Annotated in this window: 18 protein-coding genes and 1 tRNA gene; 10 read left to right on the forward strand and 9 right to left on the reverse strand. The window is 63.4% G+C overall.

Going from position 1 to position 22,665, the window contains the following annotated elements:
- Positions 1 to 152: 152 nt before the first annotated feature.
- Genes rpsF through rplI form a run of 3 tightly spaced genes read left to right on the forward strand, consistent with a single transcriptional unit; the run spans position 153 to position 1,415 of the window.
- Positions 153 to 551: a 30S ribosomal protein S6 gene (rpsF, locus tag AC1DRD_RS08045; protein ID WP_066826697.1), complete on the forward strand. Its 399-nt coding sequence runs from the start codon at positions 153 to 155 to the stop codon at positions 549 to 551.
- Between the two features lie 12 nt (positions 552 to 563).
- Positions 564 to 788: a 30S ribosomal protein S18 gene (gene rpsR / locus AC1DRD_RS08050; protein ID WP_066583513.1), complete on the forward strand. Its 225-nt coding sequence runs from the start codon at positions 564 to 566 to the stop codon at positions 786 to 788.
- A gap of 12 nt (positions 789 to 800) precedes the next feature.
- Positions 801 to 1,415 carry a 50S ribosomal protein L9 gene (rplI, locus tag AC1DRD_RS08055; RefSeq protein ID WP_478040974.1) on the forward strand — a complete coding sequence of 205 codons (615 nt, stop codon included), beginning with the start codon at positions 801 to 803 and terminating at the stop codon, positions 1,413 to 1,415.
- 418 nt (positions 1,416 to 1,833) lie between these two features.
- On the opposite strand, the gene AC1DRD_RS08060 is transcribed toward rplI, so the two are convergent.
- The 3 genes from AC1DRD_RS08060 to mutL all read right to left on the reverse strand — a co-directional run bounded on the left by AC1DRD_RS08060 (position 1,834) and on the right by mutL (position 4,667).
- The gene (locus tag AC1DRD_RS08060) at positions 1,834 to 2,031 is read right to left on the reverse strand and encodes a hypothetical protein (RefSeq protein ID WP_478030240.1); all 198 of its coding nucleotides are present in this window, start codon (positions 2,029 to 2,031) and stop codon (positions 1,834 to 1,836) included.
- Positions 2,032 to 2,177: 146 nt separating this feature from the next.
- Positions 2,178 to 2,618: an anthrone oxygenase family protein gene (locus AC1DRD_RS08065; protein ID WP_478040975.1), complete on the reverse strand. Its 441-nt coding sequence runs from the start codon at positions 2,616 to 2,618 to the stop codon at positions 2,178 to 2,180.
- Between the two features lie 261 nt (positions 2,619 to 2,879).
- The gene (gene mutL, locus AC1DRD_RS08070; protein ID WP_478040976.1) at positions 2,880 to 4,667 is read right to left on the reverse strand and encodes a DNA mismatch repair endonuclease MutL; all 1,788 of its coding nucleotides are present in this window, start codon (positions 4,665 to 4,667) and stop codon (positions 2,880 to 2,882) included.
- Positions 4,668 to 4,808: 141 nt separating this feature from the next.
- Here mutL and AC1DRD_RS08075 point away from each other — a divergent pair, with 141 nt between their 5' ends.
- From AC1DRD_RS08075 to AC1DRD_RS08100, 6 genes are all read left to right on the forward strand, one after another.
- Entirely contained in the window at positions 4,809 to 5,852 is a 1,044-nt protein-coding gene (locus AC1DRD_RS08075) for a rod shape-determining protein (RefSeq protein WP_066583527.1), read from the forward strand.
- Positions 5,853 to 5,921: 69 nt separating this feature from the next.
- Positions 5,922 to 6,794 (forward strand): rod shape-determining protein MreC, encoded by an 873-nt coding sequence (locus AC1DRD_RS08080; RefSeq protein ID WP_478040977.1) that lies wholly within the window; start codon positions 5,922 to 5,924, stop codon positions 6,792 to 6,794.
- Entirely contained in the window at positions 6,791 to 7,300 is a 510-nt protein-coding gene (mreD, locus tag AC1DRD_RS08085; protein ID WP_478040978.1) for a rod shape-determining protein MreD, read from the forward strand. Before AC1DRD_RS08080 ends, mreD begins: the two co-directional genes overlap by 4 nt.
- Positions 7,297 to 9,375: a penicillin-binding protein 2 gene (gene mrdA, locus AC1DRD_RS08090; RefSeq protein WP_478040979.1), complete on the forward strand. Its 2,079-nt coding sequence runs from the start codon at positions 7,297 to 7,299 to the stop codon at positions 9,373 to 9,375. Before mreD ends, mrdA begins: the two co-directional genes overlap by 4 nt.
- Positions 9,368 to 10,495 carry a rod shape-determining protein RodA gene (rodA, locus tag AC1DRD_RS08095; protein WP_478030249.1) on the forward strand — a complete coding sequence of 376 codons (1,128 nt, stop codon included), beginning with the start codon at positions 9,368 to 9,370 and terminating at the stop codon, positions 10,493 to 10,495. Before mrdA ends, rodA begins: the two co-directional genes overlap by 8 nt.
- A 122-nt stretch (positions 10,496 to 10,617) precedes the next feature.
- Positions 10,618 to 10,693: transfer RNA gene (locus AC1DRD_RS08100), tRNA-Lys, on the forward strand.
- A 107-nt stretch (positions 10,694 to 10,800) separates the two neighbouring features.
- Here AC1DRD_RS08100 and AC1DRD_RS08105 read toward each other — a convergent pair.
- From AC1DRD_RS08105 to AC1DRD_RS08120, 4 genes are all read right to left on the reverse strand, one after another.
- Positions 10,801 to 11,895: a glycoside hydrolase family 62 protein gene (locus tag AC1DRD_RS08105; RefSeq protein WP_478040980.1), complete on the reverse strand. Its 1,095-nt coding sequence runs from the start codon at positions 11,893 to 11,895 to the stop codon at positions 10,801 to 10,803.
- A 73-nt stretch (positions 11,896 to 11,968) separates the two neighbouring features.
- Positions 11,969 to 13,462: an alpha-N-arabinofuranosidase gene (locus AC1DRD_RS08110; protein WP_478041211.1), complete on the reverse strand. Its 1,494-nt coding sequence runs from the start codon at positions 13,460 to 13,462 to the stop codon at positions 11,969 to 11,971.
- A 179-nt stretch (positions 13,463 to 13,641) separates the two neighbouring features.
- Positions 13,642 to 14,871 (reverse strand): glycoside hydrolase family 27 protein, encoded by a 1,230-nt coding sequence (locus AC1DRD_RS08115; RefSeq protein ID WP_478040981.1) that lies wholly within the window; start codon positions 14,869 to 14,871, stop codon positions 13,642 to 13,644.
- A 147-nt stretch (positions 14,872 to 15,018) separates the two neighbouring features.
- Entirely contained in the window at positions 15,019 to 16,425 is a 1,407-nt protein-coding gene (locus tag AC1DRD_RS08120) for a glycoside hydrolase family 5 protein (RefSeq protein WP_478040982.1), read from the reverse strand.
- A 296-nt stretch (positions 16,426 to 16,721) separates the two neighbouring features.
- Between AC1DRD_RS08120 and AC1DRD_RS08125 the strand changes: the two genes are divergently transcribed.
- Positions 16,722 to 18,710: a family 43 glycosylhydrolase gene (locus tag AC1DRD_RS08125; protein WP_478040983.1), complete on the forward strand. Its 1,989-nt coding sequence runs from the start codon at positions 16,722 to 16,724 to the stop codon at positions 18,708 to 18,710.
- 138 nt (positions 18,711 to 18,848) lie between these two features.
- Here the strand turns inward: AC1DRD_RS08125 and AC1DRD_RS08130 are convergent, their stop codons facing one another.
- Together AC1DRD_RS08130 and AC1DRD_RS08135 are read right to left on the reverse strand one after the other, a co-directional pair.
- Entirely contained in the window at positions 18,849 to 19,952 is a 1,104-nt protein-coding gene (locus AC1DRD_RS08130; protein ID WP_478040984.1) for an NAD(P)-dependent alcohol dehydrogenase, read from the reverse strand.
- A 4-nt stretch (positions 19,953 to 19,956) separates the two neighbouring features.
- Entirely contained in the window at positions 19,957 to 22,572 is a 2,616-nt protein-coding gene (locus AC1DRD_RS08135; RefSeq protein WP_478040985.1) for a TonB-dependent receptor, read from the reverse strand.
- Positions 22,573 to 22,665 lie beyond the last annotated feature (93 nt).

The following is a 22,665-nucleotide window of genomic DNA, read 5'->3' on the forward strand; positions in this document are numbered from 1 at the left end:
CCCGCAACCTTGCTTTCCGTCCGGAAACCTGTATGGGAGCCGCCATCGGGGTGGAGGGACGCGTTCTCTCCGCCCCGGTTGCTTTGAAGACGATAGCCGGAGGGGCGTCCGTATGGTGCGGCGTCAGCGATCGGCCAAGATAGAGGTAAGACATGGCTCTTTACGAGCACGTGTTCCTTGCGCGCCAGGATCTGGCACAAGCGCAAGTGGACGCACTGGCGGAAGCCGCCACCAAGATCATCGAGGACAATCAGGGCAAGGTCGTCAAGACCGAGACCTGGGGCCTGCGCAGCCTGGCCTATCGCATCGCGAAGAACCGCAAGGCGCATTACGTGATGCTCGAGATCGACGCACCGGGTTCGGTCGTCGCCGAGCTGGAGCGCCAGACCCAGATCAACGAAGACGTGATCCGCTACATGACCGTCAAGGTCGACGAGCACGAGACCGGCCCGTCGGTGATGATGCGCAAGAACGAGCGCGATCGCGAGCGTCGCAGCGAGCGCGGCGACCGCAACGACCGCGGTCCCCGCGGCGGTTTCGACGGCGAATAAGGAGCAACGACCATGGCACGACCCTTTTTCCGCCGCCGCAAGAGCTGCCCGTTCTCCGCGAAGGATGCCCCCCGGATCGACTATAAGGACGTCCGGCTGCTGCAGGGCTTCGTCTCCGAGCGTGGCAAGATCGTCCCCTCGCGCATCACCTCGGTGAGTGCGAAGAAGCAGCGCGAGCTGGCCCAGGCCATCAAGCGCGCGCGTCACCTGGGCCTGCTGCCCTACCTCGTTAAGTAAGGAGCGCCCGCGATGGACGTTATTTTGCTGGAGCGCGTCGAGAAGCTCGGCGCCATCGGCGATGTCGTGAAGGTCAAGGACGGCTTTGCCCGTAACTACCTTCTGCCGAACAAGAAGGCGCTGCGCGCCAACGAAGCCAACCGCAAGGTGTTCGAATCGAACCGCGCCCGCATCGAGGCCGACAATGCGTCGCGCCGTACCGATGCCGAGAAGGAAGCCAAGAATTTCGACGGCGTGGCGATCACCCTGATCCGTCAATCGTCGAACACCGGCCAGCTCTACGGATCGGTCGCGGTCCGCGATCTGGTCGAAGCGCTCGAAGCCGACGGCCACAAGGTCGCCAAGTCGGCGATCGTGCTCGCCAAGCCGATCAAGGCGATCGGCGTCTACGACGTGAAGGTCCAGCTGCATCCCGAGGTCGCGGTGACCGTCAAGGTCAACGTCGCCCGCTCGCCCGAAGAGGCCGAAATGCAGTCGAAGGGCGTCGACGTCATGGCGCAGATGTTCGAGGAAGGCCGCGAGGTCACCGGCTTCACCGAGGATTACGATCCGAACGCCGAGCCAGGCGCGACCGCCGAGGCTCCGGCCGAAGCCGCTCCGGCCGCCGAGGAAGCCTCGGAAGGCTGAGTTCTTTCAGCTTCAGACATAGAAAAAGGGCCGTCCGGATCGCTCCGGGCGGCCCTTTTCTTGTGCGACCCTTCGGGGGCTGGGGTCGCGGGTCGACGCTCTCGGGGGGATCAGAGCGTCGTAACGTAGGCGCCGACGACCGCTGTCAGCGGGATGAGCGCGAAGATTACAGGCAGAACCTTGCTCACGGCTTCGTTTCCTTCGGCCGTCATGGCCGTTGGCAGTGAAATGTGCACGGGACCGCTTTCTTTCCAGAAGATGAACGGGAAACTTATCGTTTCAGGATGAGAATAGCCGCTTGGCCGCTTCGGAACGTCACTGCCGCCCGAACAGTTTCTTGATCTCGCTATTCGCCAGCTTCTCGAAGGCAGCCTTACAAATGTGAAGGCGGAGGCGGCAATCGGGTGGAAAGCCGCCGTCAAAAATGAGCGAGACTAGCGAGCGTGGCCCAGACCATCGCCACCATTGCCAGGAGCGAGCCGGAGAACGCCAACAAGCCCCATGTCACCTGGGCGTGCCGAGAATGCCGCACGTCCGCTGTGATGCGCTGGCCGCAATAAATCAGGTTGCAGACGAGCAGTGCCAGTGTCAGCAGGATGAAGCTTAGGATCTGCACACTGCAATCATCGCTCAGGCAACGAATGTCTGCAAGTGAGGCGCTTCCGGCCCGGCAGCTTTCCCCACCCGAAACCCGCCGGTCGACTATCAGGCCCGGCGCCCGCTGTTCAGCCGCTGCACGAGAAAAATGGTCGAAGCGGCCGTTTAGCCTGCGCCTGCCAACGCCCAGACAAAGAGCAGCGCCGTGGCTGCGCCCAGTGCGCTCCTGAGGTTGTGCAGCTTTCCCCACTGAACCAGCATCGCGCGGCTTTCAGCGCCCGCCTCGCTTACCGGCGTCGCCATCAAGCGTTTGTTGACGGGCATGATGACGAATAGCGTGAACGGCCAGTTGGCGAGCAACAGGATGCTTCCGGCAAACCACCGCCAATCCGCCGAAAGATACCCGACGATCAGTCCTGCCGCGCCCCCGGCAATCGCCAACCCGGATTGGATCGGTAGCGCTCGCTTGTAGCTGGGCTGCCATTGCGCCAGCAAAGGGCCATCCGACAATCCGAGACGTGAAGGATGCTCCACGAGACTTATGTAGAATGCGGCACCGGCGAACAGCGTGGCGAAAACGAGAGCCGCTATCGAGAGTTGAAGCATAAATGTTCCTCGGCATCAGCCGGGAGGACGCGAGACCCATGTCAGCGCCCTCCCAAACGAGTTGGGTGGACGCCGCGGCTGGGAAGAACCCGATGAACGGGCGCAGGAGCTACCGACCTGCAACTCTATTTTCGGCATTTCCAGAATGATCGGTGACGGGGCGAATTGCAAGGTCCGAATGTCTGCAAATGGGCCGACGGGATCATTCAACCTGGCCGCTCGACCTCAGACGCAACCATAGATGAAGTCGTCTAACCTTCTCTATTTTCTACCGAACAGTTTCTCGATATCGCCATGCGCCAGCTTCACCCAGGTCGGGCGGCCGTGGTTGCACTGGCCCGAATGCGGCGTCACTTCCATCTCGCGAAGCAAAGCGTTCATCTCGGCGACCGACAGCACGCGACCGGCGCGGACCGAGCCGTGGCAGGCCATGGTCGAGGCGACGTGATCGAGGCGTTCCTTGAGGCTCAGCGCTTCGTCGAACGCGGCGAGTTCGTCGGCGAGGTCGGTGACGAGGCCGGTGACATCCCCCTGCCCCAGCAAGGCCGGGGTCGAGCGGACCAGCATCGCGCGCGGACCGAAGCGTTCGAGGTCAAGGCCGAGTTCGGCCAATTCCTCGATCCGCGCCTCAAGCCGGTCGCAGGCGGGTTCGTCGAGTTCGATCACTTCGGGCAATAGCAGCGCCTGCGCCGCGACCTTGCCGCCGGCCAGCGCGGCGCGCATGCGTTCGAGGACGAGGCGTTCGTGGGCGGCATGCTGGTCGACCAGCACCAATCCGTCCTCGGCTTCCGCGACGATATAGGTCTTGGCGACCTGACCGCGCGCGACGCCGAGCGGATGCGCGACGTTTTCGGGTGGCGGTGCCCAGGCCGGTTCGGCGCGCGCCGCCGGCGGCGGCATGGAGAAGGTGGAACGGTGCTCCATCACCGACGTCGCCCCGGCGAAGGCCGGGGCCGCGGGCGATTCCGAATACTGCCAGAGATCCCGACCTTCGTCGGGATGACGGATTTGCGGTTCCGGCTGCCACGCCGCCAACGCGGCTTCATTCGGACGCTGCGCGCTGCGATGGCCCGCCTCGTCGAGCGCGCGGCGTAGGCCGCTGACGATCAGCCCGCGGATCATCTGCGGCTCCCGGAAGCGCACCTCGGTCTTGGCGGGATGGACGTTGACGTCGACCATGTCGGCGGGAAGATCGAGGAAGAGTGCCACCACCGGATGGCGATCGCGCGCCAGCATCTCGGCATAAGCGCCGCGCACTGCGCCGGCGAGCAACCGGTCCTTCACCGGACGGCCATTGACGAACAGATATTGATGATCGGCGACGCCGCGATTGAAGGTCGGCAAGCCGGCCACTCCGCCCAGCCGCACCCCTTCGCGCTCGAGGTCGATCGCGACGCTGTTCTCGATCAGCGCGCGGTCGGTTAGCGCGGCGACGCGGCCGGGGCGATCCTCTGGCGCGTTGGTCGATAGCGCGCGCCGGCCATCATGCTCGACCGAAAAGGCGATGTCGGGCCGCGCCATCGCCAGGCGCCGCACCACGTCGAGACTCGCGCCATATTCGGCGCGCGGGCTCCGCAAGAACTTGCGGCGGGCGGGGACGCGGTCGAACAGCGCCTCGACGCGGACGCGCGTGCCGGGCGGAAGCGCGGCAGGCCCCTCCTCCAGCACCGCGCCATTGTCGACCACGCGTCGCCAGCCATCGGCGCCGCGCACCCGGCTTTCGAGCGTCAGTCGCGCGACGCTGGCGATCGACGGCAGCGCCTCGCCGCGAAAGCCGAGCGTGACGACATTTTCGATCGCCTCATCGGGCAGTTTCGAGGTTGCGTGGCGCTCCAGCGCGAGCGCCATATCGGCCGCGGACATGCCGCATCCGTCGTCGATCACTTCGATCAAATCGATGCCGCCAGAGGCCAGTTTTACGGCAATTCGGGTCGCCCCCGCATCGACCGCGTTTTCGACTAATTCCTTCAACGCACTGGCGGGTCTTTCGACCACTTCACCGGCGGCGATACGGTTGACGAGATGCTCTGGAAGGCGGCGTATTGACATGGGTTTGACTCTAGACCAAGCGACGCCATCCCGCGACTGCAAATGCCAACAAACCGGAGCCCGGATTTGGCTTTGGCGGACGGGGTGAAACAACCCGGCGCATGCCGTCACTACGGTCTCGAATTCGGACGGTCACATCGAATGGTCTTCTCGCGTTTCTTCAAATTCATGTCGCATGACATGGCGATCGATCTGGGGACGGCCAATACCGTCGTCTATCTGCGTGGCCGCGGCGTCGTCCTCAACGAACCGTCGGTCGTGGCGGTCGAGACGATCAACGGGGTCAAGAAGGTCAAGGCGGTCGGCGACGACGCCAAGCTGATGATGGGCAAGACCCCCGACAGCATCCAGGCGATCCGTCCGCTGCGCGACGGTGTCATCGCCGACATCGACGTCGCCGAGCAGATGATCAAGCACTTCATCCACAAGGTGCATGGCGGGCAACGCCGCTTCATGCGCTGGCCGCAGATCGTGATCTGCGTGCCATCGGGCTCGACCTCGGTCGAGCGCCGCGCGATCCGCGATGCCGCGTCGAACGCCGGCGCCAGCCAGGTGTGGCTGATCGAGGAACCGATGGCCGCGGCGATCGGCGCCGACATGCCCGTGACCGAACCGATCGGATCGATGGTCGTCGATATCGGCGGCGGCACGACCGAAGTTGCCGTGCTGTCGCTGCGCGGCCTCGCTTACACCACCTCGGTCCGCGTCGGCGGCGACAAGATGGACGAGGCGATCGTCTCCTACGTCCGTCGCAACCATAATCTGCTGATCGGCGAAGCGACTGCAGAGCGGATCAAACAGGAAGTCGGCACGGCCAAGCCGCCCGCGGACGGCATCGGTCAGACGATCCACATCAAGGGTCGCGACCTGGTCAACGGCGTTCCCAAGGAAATCCAGATCAACCAGGGCCAGATCGCCGAGGCGCTGTCCGAGCCGGTCGGGACGATCGTCGAGGGCGTGCGCATCGCGCTCGAGAATACGGCGCCCGAACTCGCCGCCGACATCGTCGACCAGGGTATCGTGCTCACCGGCGGTGGTGCGTTGCTCGCGGGGATCGACGAAGTGCTGCGCGATGAAACCGGCCTGCCGGTGACGATTGCCGAGGACCCGCTGACCTGCGTCGCGCTGGGTACCGGCCGCGCGCTGGAAGATCCGATGTTCCGCGGCGTGCTGCATAACGCTTGATTGAGTCTCGGGCCTGATCCAAGCCTGAGAGCGAAAGAATCCCGGGGCTTCGGGGTGCGAGGGAAGTGAATGGCGTCGCCACGCAACCGGCGCCCGGGTTATTCGCGGCGGGCGCAATATAGTCTGTTCATCGGCTACGTGATCGCGATCGCGGGCGTGCTCGTGGGCGCCGTTCTGCTGCTGATCTCCAAGCTCGACCCACCCGCTTTCTCGGCGTTACGCGCCGGGACGGCGGAAGTCACCGCGCCGGTCAGCTGGGGCGTCGGCTCGGTCGTGCGCGGGATCGGATCGATCCCCGGCTGGATCGGCAGCTATTTCGGCGTGCATGGCGAGAATGCGCGGCTGAAGGAGCAGGTCCAGCGCCAGGAGCAGGTTCTGCTCAAGGCGCGCGCGATCGCCTATGAGAATATCCGCCTCAAGAAGCTGCTCAACATGCGTGAGCCGGCAATCGAGGACATCATCAATGCGCGGTTGGTGAGCTCGTCGGCGTCGAGCACGCGGCGTTATGCCCTGATCTATGCCGGCATTGCCCAGGGCGTGCATGCCGGCATGCCGGTACGCGGACCCGATGGTCTGGTCGGTCGGGTGATCGAGGCGGGTCCGGATACCGCACGGGTGCTGATGATCATCGATCCGGAAAGTGTGATCCCGGTGCGGCGCCTGAAAGACGGTGCGCCGGGCTTCGCCGCCGGGCGCGGCGACGGCTTGCTCGAAGTGCGGCCGATCGCGATGACGACCGGCCAGTTCGCCCCGGGCGACATCCTGGTGACGTCGGGAACCGGGGGCATCTTCCCGCCCAACGTACCGGTCGCCAAGGTCACCGAGCGCGGCCGCGACAGCGCGTTGGCGATGCCGCTGGCGCGCCCCGACGCACTCGATTTCGCCACGGTGATGAAGACCTATTTGCCGCCGCAGCCGCCGGCGCAGGATACGCGTCCGTGAGTCGGCCGCCGAGCGCGTTCGCTCCCCAGACCTCGCCCACTGGCCGATGGCTGATTCCCGTCAGTTCGGTGATGGTGGGGTCGCTGGTCACCGTGATTCCGTTCATCGCGACCTTTCCCGTGCTGCCGCCGTTCGGCCTGATGATTCTGCTCGGCTGGCGGCTGATGCGTCCCGAGGCCTTGCGTGTCTGGGCGCCGATTCCGTTCGGGCTGTTCGACGATCTGGTCAGCGGCCAGCCATTGGGCAGCGCGGTGATGCTGTGGAGCATGGCGTTTCTGGCCATCGATATGCTCGACCAGCGGTTGGTGGCGCGCGATTTCTGGCAGGATTGGGTGCTGGCGACCGGCGCGATCGCCTTTGCGTTGATCGGAGGACGCTTGATTGCGACCGGGATAGAGGCGCATGTCGATACCCTGTTGTTGTTTCAGGTGATCGTCGCGGTGCTGCTCTATCCCTTCGTCGCTCGTTTGGTCGCCTGGCTCGACCGCAAACGGGGCCGTGCGTGAATCGCCCGACGCGCCTGGTCAACGAGGTCCAGCAATCCTACAGCTTCTCGCGCCGCGCGCTCGTGCTGGGTGCGGCGCAGGGTGCGGTCGCGGTCGCGTTGGCCAGCCGCATGACCTGGCTCGCGGTGATCGAGAACCAGCACTATCAGGTGCTAGCGGAAAGCAACCGCGTCAGTTCGTCGATGATCCCGCCGCGACGTGGCTGGATTCTCGATCGCTATGGCCATCCGATCGCCAACAACCGCACCGATTTCCGCGTCGACATCATTCCCGATCGCCTGCCCAAAGAGCAGATCGATCAGGTGTTGAAACTGCTCCAGCAATTATTGTCGCTGCCCCCCGAACAGGTCGCACGTATCCAGACCGACCTCAAGCGCGCTGCCGGGTTTCAGCCGGTCCAGGTCGCGGAAAATCTCGATTGGGACCGGTTTGCCGCGGTCCAGGTGCGCCTGCCGGAACTGCCCGGTGTGGCGCCGACCCGCGGCTATTCACGGAGCTATCCGGCGGGGCCCGCGGTCGCACACCTGACCGGCTATGTCGGTGCGGCGTCAGCCGAGCAATACAAACAGACCAAGAATTCTCTGTTCATCACTCCTGGTTTCAAGATCGGCAAAGACGGCCTTGAAAAAGCGCTAGAATCGAAGTTGCAGGGCGTCCCCGGCGCCAAGCGCGTCGAGGTTACGGCGCATGGCAAACTGATCCGTGAACTGGCAACGCGGCAGGACGTGCCCGGTCACAACCAGCGGCTGACGATCGATGCGGGGTTGCAGGAATATGCCGCGCGCCGCCTCGGCACCAATTCGGGCTCGGCGGTAGTCATCGACATCACCAGCGGCGACCTGCTCGCCTTCGTGTCGATGCCGGCGTACGATCCCAACAGCTTTTCCGACGGCATCAGCCATCTCGAATGGAAGATGTTGTCGGACAACGACCACGTGCCGTTGATGAACAAGATCCTCCAGGGGCTTTACCCACCGGGGTCGACGGTCAAGCCGATGAACGGGCTGGCGTTGCTCCGTGCCGGTGTCAGCCCGGACGACCGGATCAGCTGCAGCGGCGCACTCCGGGTCGGCAACGGCATCTTCCACTGCCACAAGAAATCGGGGCACGGTCCGCTCAATCTTAAGCAAGCGATCATGGCAAGCTGCGACATCTATTTCTACGAGATGGTGCGGCGGCTGGGTTATGATCAGGTGGCGCCGGTCGCGCGGACGCTGGGGCTCGGTCAGAAGTTCGACCTGCCCTTTTCGACCCAGCGCTATGGCACCGTCCCGGACAGCGCGTGGAAGCTCAAGAAATACAAAGCCGACTGGACCGTCGCCGATTCGCTCAACGCGTCGATCGGCCAGGGCTATGTGCTCGCCAATCCGATTCAGCTCGCGGTGATGGCGTCGCGCATCGCGTCGGGCCGGTCGCTGCAACCACGCATCGTGATGAGCGGCAATGCGCCGATCGCCAACCCGCTGCCGCTCAACCCGGAACACCTCGCCTATATCCGCGACGCGATGTACGGCGTGGTCAATCAGGGCGGCACGGGCGGCCGTGCCCGGCTCAACATTCCCGGCGCCTCGCTCGGCGCCAAGACGGGCACCGCCCAGGTCCGGCGTATCACCATGGCCGAGCGCGCAGGTGGCGTCCGCTCGAACGCCTCGTTGCCGTTCAAGATGCGCGACCACGCCTTGTTTATCTGCTTCGCGCCGGTCGAGAACCCAAAATATGCCGCCGCCGTGGTGCTCGAACATGGCGGCCATACGGTGACCAATCTCGATACGCCGGGAATCGGGCGCGACATCATCACCTATCTGCTCGACCGCGACCGCGCGCTGAAATCGCTAGCCGAGGTCGAGCCGACCTGGGGCGGCGACATCGCCACGCGGATGGCAGCCGAGACCGCCGCGTATAAGAGTCAGATTTCGCTGGTGCAGGGCGCGCAGACCGAAACCAACGCCACCGCGGCGCCGACCGACGCGCCGGCAGTCGAGGCGGCGACCGACGCCGCCAATTCGTCGGCGGCGGCGATCGCCAATACCGCCCAGCCGGCCGAGGAAGGATCGCGCGAGGCGACCAATGACTAAGGGATCCTCCGCCAATCTCGGCTTCGTGCCCGAGCCGCTCGCGCAATTGCCGTGGAAGGTCATCCTGCTGGTCCTGGCGATCGGCTGTTTCGACCTGCTGGTGCTCTATTCGGCGGCGGGCGGGCATATCCGCCCCTGGGCGCTATCGCAGGGTGTCCGCTTCTTTGTCCTGCTCGGCGGCGCGATGGCCTTGTCGCGGGTACGCGAAAGCACCTGGAGTTCGATCAGCCTGCCGATCTACGCGGTCATCATCCTGATGCTGCTGGGAGTCGAGATCCTCGGCAAGGTCGCCGGCGGTGGCCAGCGCTGGCTGGAACTCGGCATCATCCGCCTGCAGCCGTCCGAGCTGATGAAGCCGTTCATCGTGCTCGCCTGCGCGCGCTTCTACGAGATGCTACCCCCTGCCGAGATCCGCAAGTTCGGCGCGATCTGGCCGCCCTTGGTGCTGATCGGCATTCCCGCCGCGCTGGTCATGCTTCAGCCCGATCTCGGCACCGCATTGATGATCACCGCCGGCGGTGTCACAGTGATGTTCCTGGCCGGCATTCCGTTGCGCCTGTTCATCGGCGGCGGGCTGGCGGGCGCGATCCTGGCGCCGATCGCGTTCAACTTCGTGCTCCACGACTATCAGCGCAATCGCATCCTGATCTTCATGGATCCGGAGAGCGATCCGCTCGGCACCGGCTATCATATCAGCCAGTCGAAGATCGCGATCGGATCGGGTGGGATTTTCGGCAAGGGCTTCCTGAACGGAACGCAGAGCCATCTCGACTATTTGCCGGAGGGCCATACCGATTTCGCGCTGGCGACAATGATGGAGGAATGGGGGCTGGTCGGCGGCGTGCTGTTGGTCGTCGCCTGGTTCACGATCATCTGGTGGGCGGTCAATGTCGCGCTCAAGGCCGAAGGGCGTTTCGCCCGGCTGACCGCCGCAGGTTTGGCGACGACCCTGTTCTTCTACGTATCGATCAACATGGCGATGGTGATGGGCATGGCGCCCGTGGTCGGCGTGCCGCTGCCGCTGATCAGTTTCGGCGGATCGTCGCAGCTGACGGTGCTGTTATGCATCGGCATCCTGATGTCGCTCGACCGCCAGAACCGACAACAGACCCGCTGGTAACGGCCAGGCGGGCGCCAATTGCGGCGCCGCAAAAAAGGGGTTGCAAAGCGCGCCTGCGATGGTAATTGCCCCCCTCCCCGTCCGGGGAGCCGCTCTTAACAGCGGCAGCCGCAAACCGGCATGGACGCATAGCTCAGTTGGTAGAGCAGCTGACTCTTAATCAGCGGGTCCTAGGTTCGAGCCCTAGTGCGTCCACCACCTTTTCAATGGCTTAACGGCATGACCTGGGCCAGCCAAGGGCGGCTCGACGGTGGGATGCACGAGATCGTCGACCACCGCGAAGCTCCGCAATTCTACCCGCCCGATTAGGGTCTGTCCTTTTTGTGGCACATGTCCGTGATCGGATTTGCCCCCTTGGCTGTCAGAAGGCCGAGCCGGTATGGCAGCTGGATGTAATCGGAGGGGTGAACCGACGGGTCGTTACCTTGGAACAGGAACCGAAGCGGCTTGCAGGGGTCAATGACCTGGGTCTGATCCGTCGTGTCCCGGATCAGTTCGCCATGCGAAACACCCTCGGACCAGATGCCTTCCACGTTGTCGGCTGTTGCGAAGGGATTTTTGGCGGCTGAACCCAGCGGCACCCAGGTGCCTTCCAAACCGTCGCTTTTCCATATCCGGAAATAACGCCCCTTCGGGCTGATTGCCTCGACGACGGTGAGGTACGTATTGGTTCCTTTTACCCGATAGTGGCTGCTTGCCTCGAACGCGTCCTCTCGAGGCTCGGTGATGACGGTGACGGTATTGTGGAAGCCGTTCGGGAATTGATCGATCCCTGTCTCCGACCGCATGACGTGGCCGTTATCGTCGGTATTGAAGAGGTAGCACTTGGTGTCGTTGCAGAGAATGTAGAAATCTAGCCACCCCTTCCCCGCCGGAGGCTTCGTGATGTCCGGCGCCGTGGCAAAGAATGGGCGAGCAGCGCTCCATGACATCGGGTCGTCGATGTTGGTCGTGGTGGAATACATCGGATCGCCGCCCTGAAATATCAGGTACCAGAGCTTTTTCGGAGCAAAGTAGAACACTTCCGGCGCCGCGCGGTACCCAGGGCCTATCGGCGATTTCTCGAGGGGGAATATCGGCGCCGTCGATGCGGACGACCAATCGGCGAAGCTGGTATAGGCGATGCCCCATCCCTTCGATCCGGCCGTGGTCATGAAGACATGGTATTTTCCGTTCGCAAATACGACGGACGGATCCTTTACCGCGTAAACGGTCTGGGATGGATCCGGCTGCGGCCCGATCAGCGGTGCGCTTGATTTCCAGTAAAAGGCTCCGTGAGACGGCGCAGAGGATGAACCGGCAGACGCCCCGGCACATCCGGCCAGCAGGGCCATGGCCGCCAGGCTCGCTGGACAGAATGTCAGGGCCTTCATCCCCCGCATGTTCTTTTTGAAGTTCATAGTATGAATATCTTTCAAGCTTGAGCCTGGCCGTTAAGATGCAAGCGTATTGGCCCGCTCCTGGGCGCTCCGATTATTCGAGACCAAGCACCGTCACCGATGCCGGCGCGACAGTGATGGTCAGCTTGCCGCTCGCAACCTTGGCCGCCAATGCCTTGGGGGCGACGATATTGGGTGCGTCGAAGGTGTTGACGCTGTCGACCTTCGGCGCCGAAAGGGTTTGGCCCGAAGCCCTCTTGGCTTTCACACCGGCGAGCGAAACGCCGAATGTCGCGGGCGACTTCGGGTCGATATTGGTGACGGCGATCCATATTTTGCCGGCCTTGTCCCTGGCCGCAATGACGTCGACACGCGGCAGGGTGATCCCGTTCGTCATATAGGTGCCGGCGTCGAAGGTCAGCGGCACGAAGGTCGCGTCCTGGAACGGCACGTACATGTGGAAGACGTGATAGGTCGGCGTCAGCAGCATCTTGCCCTTGTCGGTCAGGATCATGGCCTGCAGGACGTTGATCATCTGCGCGATATTGGCCACGCGGACGCGGTCGGCGTGGCGCGCGAAGATATTGATGTTGAGGGCGGCCAGCACGGCGTCGCGCTGAGTATTCTGTTGCACTAGGCTGCCCGGGTTCGACCCCGGCGTCGGGGCCAGCCACGAGCCCCATTCGTCGACCACCAGGGCGACCTTCTTTTCGGGATCATATTTATCCATGATCGCCGACTGCGTCTTGAGCGTATCCTCCATGCCGATCGAGTCTTTCAGCAGGACGGCATAGTCCTTCTCGCCAAAGCCGGTGTCCGCCATATGCGGCGGCCAGCCGCCCGCGCTGTAGGAGTGCAGCGACAGGCCCTCGATATCCCAGGCCCAGGAACGGCTCTTCCAGGCCTTCATGACGGCGTCGGTATAGGTGGGGTCGGCACCGCTCGGTCCGACGGCAACGCGCTTCATCGGCTGGGCAGCGTTGTAATTGCGCACGAAGTGCGAAAAGCGCTTCATTTCGCTGATGTAGAAGTCCGGCGACATGGGGCCGCCGCAGTCCCAGGATTCGTTGCCGAGGCCAAGGATGGCAACCTTGTACGGCTCAGGGTGACCGTTTTTGGCACGCTCGGCACCCAGGGCGTCGTCGGTCGGCGCGGTCATGTACTCCAGCCATTCGGCCGCTTCCTGCGCAGTGCCAGAGCCGAGATTGACCGAAACATAGGCTTCGGTTCCGATCTGCTGGGCGAAGTCCATGAATTCGTCGGTGCCGAAACTATTGGGCTCGCCGATGGCCGGCTTGCGCTCAGGGCCGACTCCGCGGCGCCAGTTATATTGATCGGCGAAGCAGCCGCCCGGCCAGCGGACGTTGGGGACCTTGAGCGCCTTCAAGGCCGCTACGACATCGTTGCGAATGCCGCGCGTGTTTGGGATCGTGGAATCCCTGCCGACCCAGATGCCGCCGTAGATACCGCTGCCTAGATGCTCGGCGAACTGGCCGAAGATATTGCGGTCAATCACCGCGCCGGGCTTGGACGCATCGAGTGTTACCTGAACCGGAGCATCGGCGGCAGGCGCTACGCTTGCCGGCATGGCGATGCACAGCAGCAGGGCGATGCGGGCAGCCCAGGTCAGGGACGAAAAGCGCCGCTTTGCCTGCTCGCCTGACGGCGAGATACGGGTCGTGCGTGGAAACAGGCGCGTAATCATGCGAATCCTTCTGGCATTAGCGTTGATGCCCAGCGATCAGCGTCTGCGCGGCCGGGCGTGTCCTATGATTTCGCAGGGCCAGTCAGGAGCAGCATCAGCACGCTGTGCGGCGCCAGCCGCGCTTGCAGTTTGGTGCTCGTGTCGCCCGTCTTCGTGCTCCACAGGTCGGACCAGCGGTAGACGGCCTGCTTGAAATCGACCGACCGGTTGCTCAGCCCGTCGGTCAGGACTTCCGCCTTCCAGTCATGGTCAACGTTGGTCGGCTGGTTGGAGCGGTTCAGGAACATCAACGCCCATTTGCCGCCGTCGAGCGGCTTGGCATAGGTTTCCAGCGGACCGTCGACCATGACGCGCAGCGCCTGCACACCCAGCTTGTCCTGGCTCACCGCGATCACGCCGGGGTTGGTCAGGATGCGGCGGGTCGACTCGGACATGGAACGCAGGTCGTTGCCCAGGATGAGGGGCGAGGCCATCATGGCCCAGATCGACAGATGGGCGCGGTCTTCGTCCTCGCTCATGCCGTTGCCCACTTCGAGCATGTCCATATCGTTCCAGTGGCCGGGCCCTGCGAACTTGCGCAGGCCGGCCTGCCTGTCGAGGATGCGCAGTACGCCCAGACCAGTCGAAAGACCGGGACTGAATTCGCAGTCGAAGCAATTATAGATATCGGGCGTGGTGCGCCACGAATGGCCAACCTGGCCGGCCCACTCCCACGGCTTGCTCATGCCCCATTCGCACAAGCTGAACAGCATCGGACGGCCCGACTGGGCGATCGCGTCGCGCATCGTGGTGTAGGCCGCTTCGGCGCTCATGCCTGGGGTGTTGCACCAGTCGTACTTGACGTAATCGATGCCCCAGCGCGCATAGGTCCGCGCATCCTGATATTCGTGGCCGCGGCTACCGGGACGGCCGCCGCAGGTGGTCGCGCCGGCGTCCGAGTAGATACCCAGCTTGAGTCCCTTGCCATGCACATAGTCCGCCAGTGCCTTTATGCCGGACGGGAAGCGCTTGGCGTCGGGCTGAATGTTGCCGTCGGCGTCGCGCTGGCCTTGCCAGCAATCGTCAATGTTCACGTACTGGTAGCCGGCGTCCTTCATGCCGGACTTTACCATGGCATCGGCGGTCTCGCGGATCAGGCGCTCGTCGATTTCGCAGGCAAATTTGTTCCAGCTGTTCCAGCCCATTTGCGGGGTGCTGGCCAGGCCTTCAGCCTTTTGAGCCCAGCAATTGCCGCAGGCGGCAGCACCCAGCAAGATGCCTAACATGAGCCGCGCTATGCCTTTGATGTTCACTTCGCATCCCTTCATCATGTCGATGCTGGCACTCGGCCAGGATATGGAAGATTCCGCTCACGCTGCGGATCTCACCAGAAATTGTCAGAAGATCGTCGACTGACGATCCTCCGCGCGGAGCGACGTCGATCTTGAGAGGCCGGACCTTCAGGGCGCGGCGAAAACCGCGGCGATCGTCGATGGATTGAAGTCGGCGCCGGTGTTGCGGTCGAACAGCCCGCACGTGTGATTGGGGAAGGCGCCGGTGTCCCAGTAAAAGGGTGCGAAGCCATGCCGGATCGCGGACCCGGTGACATATTTGGTCCAATAGTCCCTGTACTTCAGCGACGGATCATATTCGGTCTTTGAGATGGCACAATATTCGCCGATGATGACGGGAATGCCCTTGTCGGCATAGGCGGTCTTCGCCTTGTCGAATTGGGCGTCGACATGCGCCTCGTTGTCCCATGCTTCGGTTGCTGCGGGATCGGTTGCGATCGATCCCCACTGCCAGATGGCGCTCTTGTCGTTCAGCGTGAAGTTGTATGAGTCGTAATAATGGAACTCCATCATCAGCCTGCCGCTGACGGTGTCGGTTGGGACGGGAGCTCCACACGCCGTAATCGTATTGGTGATGTCGGTGTTATAACCCTGGAAGACCAAAGTTCGTGACGCATTGTTCCCGCCGGTCGCGCGCACCGCGTCGACGAACGCCTGGTTGAAACCCTCCTGAACCGAGCAATTTTCCTGCGACGGCACGCCATAGTCCACGTGGATTTCGTTAGTGCCGGCGAACAGCAAATGGTTGTCGTAATCTTTGAAATTGTTCGCGACTTGCGTCCACAAATTCTTGTACGCCGCGTTGCCGGCAACCTGGTTCGCAGCCGTCGGCGTGTACCAATCGCTCTTATGCTGGTTGATGATCACGTACAGCCCGGCGTTGCGTGCCATATCGACCACTTCCTTGACCCTGGCGAGCCAGAACGGCGCGATGGTCCCGGCGCTGTCGGCATATTGTGCCCACTCGACGGGAATGCGCACACTCTTGAAACCGGCGGCCGCGACTGCGTTGAGCAATTTCTGGTTTATCACGGGATTGCCGTAAACGGTCTCCTGCGAAGTCGTGTGGGGCTTGCCGTAGTCGTTTAACGACTCAAGCGTATTGCCGATGTTCCAGCCCTTGCCGAGCTCCGCCGTGGTGACCGCCGCAAGCACTGGGGTTGGTGTTGGGGTCGGCGTGGCGGCCGGCATCGGTGTGGGAGCCGGCGCAGGCGCTGGGGTGGGTGTCACCGTTCCGCTTCCGGCCGCGGCGCCGCCTCCGCAAGCAGTCAGACCGAGCGCAACCAGCCCCGACAGCGGCACCCGTCGGTGCACTCGCCCACAAAATTTCATGTCCTCATCCCCAGGCACGTTGGCCGACAACCCTTGCGCACTGGCGCCGAGTTCATGCGGGCTATACGTCAACGAAAATAGCGCGCCGGGAATTGTTTCGGGCCGGAAAATGCTGGCTGCGAAATGGACACGGCGACTGCGAACTGGCTGCAGCGCCGGCTCACCAGCCCGAATCAGGAACATTAGAGGTATCAGCGGATCCTAGATCCGAGCTCTAATATATCCGATTTTCTTTCAATGACTTGATAGGCATGCAATAGGCTCGTCCGGGCATAGGCAGTTCGCAAGGCACATTATAGCCGATCTCTGGTAGCGTTATCAGATTCCAGCTTTGTGGTATCAGGGCACAAAATGAGGGAGGCATAATGCGGCCTGGGTCGAAATCGTCCGGACTCGTCATATCCGGGCTGGCATCATGCCTGGCCTTTACCCTGGTTACAGGAGCATCGCCCGCATCCGCCGTGGATCGGGACGGTCCGGTGGCGCGCACGTCCAAGGGCATGTCGACAGAGACCTGGACGCCGGATAACGGTGACGGCACGTTCACTAATCCATTATTCTATGACGAGTTTTCAGATCCGGACCTGATCCGCGTCGGCGACTGGTTCTACCTGACCGGCACCACCATGCACGCCATGCCCGGCCTGCCGATCCTGCGCTCGAAGGACTTGGTCAACTGGGAATTCGTTGCCTATGCTTTGGACAAGCTCGACCTCGGCCCGGCCTACCGGCTGGAGGATGGCCGGAATATCTACGGTCAGGGTATCTGGGCGCCATGCTTCCGCTACCATGACGGCAAATTCTACATCTTCTCGAACGTCAACGGCCAGACGACCCAGATGTTCACGGCCACCGATCCCAAGGGGCCGTGGACGCGCACGCCGATGAAGCGCAGCTTTCACGATTTGTCCGTCCTGTTCGATGACGACGGCAAGGCCTATGTCGTCTGGGGTCATCAGGACATGCACCTGGCCCAACTTACCGATGACCTGACCGACGTGGTTCCAGGCACCGAGCGCGCCCTGTTCACCGCCGATGCCGGGATGGGCGAAGGCGCGCATTTCTACAAGATAGACGGCAAATATTACATCATCAGCGCCGAATATGCCGGCGGCTTTCGGATGCCGGCGGCGCGGGCGGATCGCGTGCTGGGCCCCTATGAGGTCGATCGAGCGATCAGCTTGCACGAGGACTTCGGCATGGCGGCGGGCCAGCGCACGGCCACGGCCAAACCGCCGTTCAAGTTCTGGGCGCCCGGCGCCGCCGCCAGTCACGGCCTGGCGATGCACCAGGGGGGCATCGTCCAGACGCCGGAGGGCGAATGGTGGGGTTTTTCGATGATGGATTTCAATTCTGTCGGCCGCCTGCTCGACCTGTCGCCGGTCACCTGGAAGGACGGCTGGCCCTATTTCGGGCTGCCGGGTAATCTGACGCGTACGCCGCGGACCTGGGTGAAGCCCAAGACCGCCACGCCGCAGCCCGTGCGGGTGCCCTACCGCCGCAGCGACGATTTCTCGGCGCCGCGGCTCCAGCCGATATGGCAGTGGAACCATGTCCCGGTCGACGGCAAATGGTCGTTGTCGGAACGGCCCGGCTTCCTGCGGCTTCATGCCTTGCCGGCGACCTCATTCTATGACGCGCGCGATACGCTGACGCAGCGCGCGATCGGGCCGATGTCGACCCCGACCGTCCTGCTCGATGCGTCGCACCTGAAGCCTGGCGACATGGCCGGCCTGGGGCTACTCAATCTGCCCTATGCGACTTTGGGCGTCGAAAAACGTACCGACGGGCTCGACATCGTCCTCCATGACCAGCGCTCCGACAAGACGGTACGGGTGAAGATGACGGGGACGCGCATCTGGCTTCGTGCCGACTGCGATTTCCTCACCGAACGCGCGCGCTTCAGCTATTCGTTCGACGGCGTCACCTTTACCCCGATCGGTGAGCAGGTCGTGCTGGTCTATCAGACCTTCACCTTCCAGGGCGTTCGCTACGGATTGTTCAGCTACAATAGGACCGGCGCCGAAGGCGGGTTCGCCGATTTCGACAATATCCAAATCTATCAGCCGCATACCCGCGGCCTGATGCGACCCATTCCCTATGGCCGATCGATCCGGCTGACCTCGTTTCATGCGACGACCGGGCTCGCGGCCGGCGCTGCGGGCCTGGCTTCGGCAGTCCCGACGCGGTTCGAGGTCGTCGACCGCAAGTTGGGCCGCATCGCCCTGCAATCGGGCCGACGCTATGTTACCGTCGGCGCGAATGGAGAGGTGACACTCGTGGCCGGCCAGTCCGGCAAGGCGCAAAACTTCCAATGGATTGAAACGCCGACTGGAGAACTGGTGCTGATGTCGTTGGCGACCAACCGCTTCCTCCGCATCGATCCGAAGACCGGCAATATCCGAGCCGACAGCCCCGGCCCGATGCCGGACGATAGCGATGGCGCGCGCTTTATCTGGTCGGAATAGAAAGGGCGGCGCTGGCGCCCGTGTTGGCTTTCGTGCCGCTAGCCAATTCGGCTTTTTGGTGGCGAAGCCGCTCCCGATGCCGCGGCACCAACACCGGTCCGTAAACATGGGCGTTGGAAACTGGCGAGCCGTTTATCTTCACTCGGCCTGCCCCTCGCCCACCGGCATCACCAGCACCGGCTTGACCACCGATCCGTCGCTGGAGGCGGCGAAGGCGCGCTCAATCTCGGCGAAGGAATAGGTCCGGACGATCTTTTCCAGTGGCAATTCGCCGGCTCGATAATGATCGATGAGCCGCGGAATGAAGCGGCGCGGATCGATGCCGCCCTCGACCACCCCAACGACCCGTCGGCCGACAGCCATGATCGCGGAAGGATCGATCGAGATCGACCCGCCGGGCGGATAGGCACCAACCAGCGCAAGCGTGCCACGCGGCGCGAGCAGATCGACCGCTCGCTCCACCAATGCCGGAACGCCGGTCGTGTCGACGATATGGTCGAACGCGCCCGACAGCCGCTCGATCGCATCGGCGGTTTCCGTCGCGCCGAGGTCGCGCGCCAGATCGAGGCGCCCCGGATGGAGGTCGAGCACCGCGATTCTGCCCGCGCCGAGGATCCGTGCGGCCATCACTGCCGCCAGCCCGACCGCGCCGGCACCGAACACCGCTATCGACTGGCCGGGTTGCAGGCGCAGCGTTTCCATCACCGTGCCCGCGCCCGTCTGGATGCCGCAGCCGAGCGGCGCGAGCAGGTCGAGCGGGAGTGCGGGGTCGATCGGCACCACATTGTCGGCATGGGCGAGCGCCGAGGTGGCAAAGGCCGATTGGCCGAAGATGTTGCCTCCGACCGCCGCGCCATCGCGTCGGATATCGCCCTCGCCCGGCGTCCGCGCGCCGAGAAAATTGCGCGGGACGAACTCGTCGCAATAGCCGGGCTGATGATCGTCGCACGCCGCGCATCGGCCGCAACTGTGGAAGCTGAGCAGCACATGATCGCCTGGCGCGATCCCCTCGACCGCCGAACCCACCGCCTCGACCACCCCGGCGCCTTCATGGCCCAGCACCACCGGAAAGGGGATCGGCAACCCGCCGTCGCGCATCACCATGTCGGTATGGCAGACCCCGCAGGCGTGGATCGCGACCCGGACCTGCTCTGGACCCGGTGGATCGATGGTAACCGCGGTGAGCGTGAACTCGCCGCCGGGCGCCTCGACGATCGCAGCCTGGGCTGTCAGTCCTTCCATCGGATCAGAACCGGAAGCCGAACTTGGCATACCATTCACGTGGCCGGTTATAGCTTCCGAAGAAGACCCCCGCCGATACGTTCGATCCGCCCGAGGTGAGGTAGCGGCCGTCGGTCAGGTTGGTGCCGCCGACCGTCAGCGTCCAATGGTCGCCGGGCTCGCGATAGGTGAGGCTGGCATTGACCGTATTGGTCGTGGGCCGGAACAATAAATAGGTGCGTTGCGCGTCGTTCCACGCGCTGGTGGTATGGCTCCAGTCGGCGAGCAACACCAGCGCTCCGCCATTCCCCAGCCTGGTCTCATAGCGAGGGCTGAGGCTGATCTGCCATTTCGGCGTCTTGGGCAAGGACGCCCCTACCAGCGTTCCCGCCTGGAAAATATTGGCGCCGCCCACCGCAGCCGCGGCCGGGGACACATAGGTGTAATAGGCATCGGTGTAGCCGACCGATCCGTTGATCGTCAGGCCGGCCACAGGCGCTGCGACCATCTCCACCTCGAAGCCCTTGATCCGGGCATTGCCGGCATTGGCGATGGTCGGCGACGTCCCGATCTGGATGTTGAGCTGAATACCCTGATAGTCGGTCGTATAGGCGGCCGCGTTGAGCTGGAGCTTGTGATCGAACCAGGTCGATTTGACGCCAGCTTCCCAGGTCGTCGCCTTTTCCTCATCGAAACCCGGCGCGACATTGCCCTGCGGATTGGTCAGGCGCGTGGTCCAGCCGCCGGTCTTGTAGCCCTTCGACCAGCTGCCATAGAGCAGGATGTCCTTGGCGGCGTGGAGCTGGATGCCGACCTTGGGCGAGAAGTTGGTGAAGGTCTTGCGGTTGACGCCCGGCACATAGACGCGGACCGGATTGCTCGGATCGGGGAAGGACAATCCCTGTTGGCAAGTCACTGGCGCCAGCGGGAACGGGCCGTTGGGCGTGATGTTGCCATTGGCGTCGGAACAGCCGAACAATTTGTAGTTGAACCCGTTGAGCTCCTGCTGCCCGCCCTCGAATTGCTTGTTTTCGCGCGTGTAGCGCCCCCCCAGCGTGATTCCGATCAGGTCGATCGGGCGGAAATCCACCTGCCCGAAGGCGGCATAATTCTCGGTCTTGAGCGTGTTGGGACCGTCGACCTGGACCAGCCCTTCGGCGAAGGTGACATAATCATGCAGGTCGCCGGCTTCCTTGAAATAATAGGCGCCAAGCACATAGTTGAGTTTGTTGTCGAACGCCTTGCCGAGCAGCTGCACTTCCTGGCTGAACTGCCATTGGTTCATCTTGAAGCTGAGCTGCAGGAAGTTGAGCGGCGAGCCGTCGGCATCGAGACCGGCATTCCAATGGAGAGCGCGATACGCGGTGATCGACTTGATCGCGAAGTTCTTCGCCAGGTCGATATCGACGATGCCCGACACGCCCCAATTCTTCAGGTCGGAATAGCTGTTGCCGGTGGCGTAGCTGCGATTGGGATCTGCGGTGACGAAGCGGCTGTCCCATGGCAACCGGTCATTGTTGGGGTTGCCGTCGACATTGACGCTGGCCACGCTCGGCAGCTTGAATTGCGGGCTGTATTGAGTGCTCGTCACGCCGCACAGCGCCTGCGCGCCACGCGCGGCGATCTGCGCCGAGGTGGCGCCGATACAGAAATTGTACAGGCCCGCGAACAGGAAGCCGGTCGTGCCGGTTGGGTCGAAGGCCGTGCCTGGCAGATTGGTCGTGCCGGCAAAATTGCCCGGTACAGTTTCGGCGGTTCCCAGCAGCTTGTTCGCCGATGTTCCCTTGTCGCGGCTGTAATCACCCGACACGGTCAGTCGGACCGGGCCGCCATTGTCCCATTTGAGCTTGCCGCGCAGGTTGAAATTGTCATTGGCGCCTTCGCTCCGCGCGCTGTCATATCCCGCGGCGTCGAAAGCGGTGAAGGACGGCGAATTGTTCGCGCGCGCATCGGGATAGGGAATGCGCTTCAGATAGCCGTCGCGCGTCCGCACACCGAACGTCAGCGACGAAGACAGGCCGTCGGTAATCGGGATATCGACCGTGCCGCGCGCCTGGAGGAGGTTGAAGCTGCCGGTAGTGATGTCGCCGCTGACGCGGAAAGTCTTGCCCGGGTCATGCGTGACGATCGAGATCGCACCACCGATCGTGTTGCGGCCGAACAACGTGCCCTGCGGTCCCTTCAGGATCTCGACGCGCTCGACATCGGGCAGGTCCTGGTTGGCGCCGACCGTTCGCGCCAGATAGACGCCGTCGAGGTAGATGCCGACCCCCGGATCGATGTTGAACGCGAAATCGTCCGACCCGATGCCGCGGATATAGGCGGAGAGAACGGCGGTGGAGCCGGAAAAGGGCGTTCCCGCATCGAGATTGACGTTGGGCGCGATCGCCGACAGCTGCGAAATGCTGGTGACCGCGCGCTCCTTCAGCGTATCGGCGGTGAAGGCCGAAATCGCGATCGGCACGTCCTGCACATTCTCGGACCGCTTCTGCGCGGTCACGACGATATCGGGAATGCCGCTATTGGTCTCGACCTGGGCCGGGTCCGGCTGGGGTGGCGTCGCGGGCGCCGCTTGCGCATGCGCGAGCGACGGCAGGATGACGGTGGTCCCCAACAGGATGCCGATGATTGACGTGCGCAAAATTGTCCTCCCCTGAACCCGGCCGCTTCGAACGGTCTGAGGAAGCTTAGTAGCGCTCGCCGATCCCGTCGGCTTGGATTGGAGCGAATGGCG

The sequence above is a fragment of the Sphingomonas sp. P4_G2 genome, from assembly GCF_056401155.1.

Coding starts and splice junctions, on each gene's coding strand:
- rpsF (WP_066826697.1), top strand. CDS start 153: ATGGCTCTTTACGAGCACGTGTTCCTTGCGCGCCAGGATCTGGCACAA.
- rpsR (WP_066583513.1), top strand. CDS start 564: ATGGCACGACCCTTTTTCCGCCGCCGCAAGAGCTGCCCGTTCTCCGCG.
- rplI (WP_478040974.1), top strand. CDS start 801: ATGGACGTTATTTTGCTGGAGCGCGTCGAGAAGCTCGGCGCCATCGGC.
- AC1DRD_RS08065 (WP_478040975.1), bottom strand. CDS start 2,618: ATGCTTCAACTCTCGATAGCGGCTCTCGTTTTCGCCACGCTGTTCGCC.
- mutL (WP_478040976.1), bottom strand. CDS start 4,667: ATGTCAATACGCCGCCTTCCAGAGCATCTCGTCAACCGTATCGCCGCC.
- AC1DRD_RS08075 (WP_066583527.1), top strand. CDS start 4,809: ATGGTCTTCTCGCGTTTCTTCAAATTCATGTCGCATGACATGGCGATC.
- AC1DRD_RS08080 (WP_478040977.1), top strand. CDS start 5,922: ATGGCGTCGCCACGCAACCGGCGCCCGGGTTATTCGCGGCGGGCGCAA.
- rodA (WP_478030249.1), top strand. CDS start 9,368: ATGACTAAGGGATCCTCCGCCAATCTCGGCTTCGTGCCCGAGCCGCTC.
- AC1DRD_RS08105 (WP_478040980.1), bottom strand. CDS start 11,895: ATGAACTTCAAAAAGAACATGCGGGGGATGAAGGCCCTGACATTCTGT.
- AC1DRD_RS08110 (WP_478041211.1), bottom strand. CDS start 13,462: ATGCCGGCAAGCGTAGCGCCTGCCGCCGATGCTCCGGTTCAGGTAACA.
- AC1DRD_RS08120 (WP_478040982.1), bottom strand. CDS start 16,425: ATGTTCCTGATTCGGGCTGGTGAGCCGGCGCTGCAGCCAGTTCGCAGT.
- AC1DRD_RS08130 (WP_478040984.1), bottom strand. CDS start 19,952: ATGGAAGGACTGACAGCCCAGGCTGCGATCGTCGAGGCGCCCGGCGGC.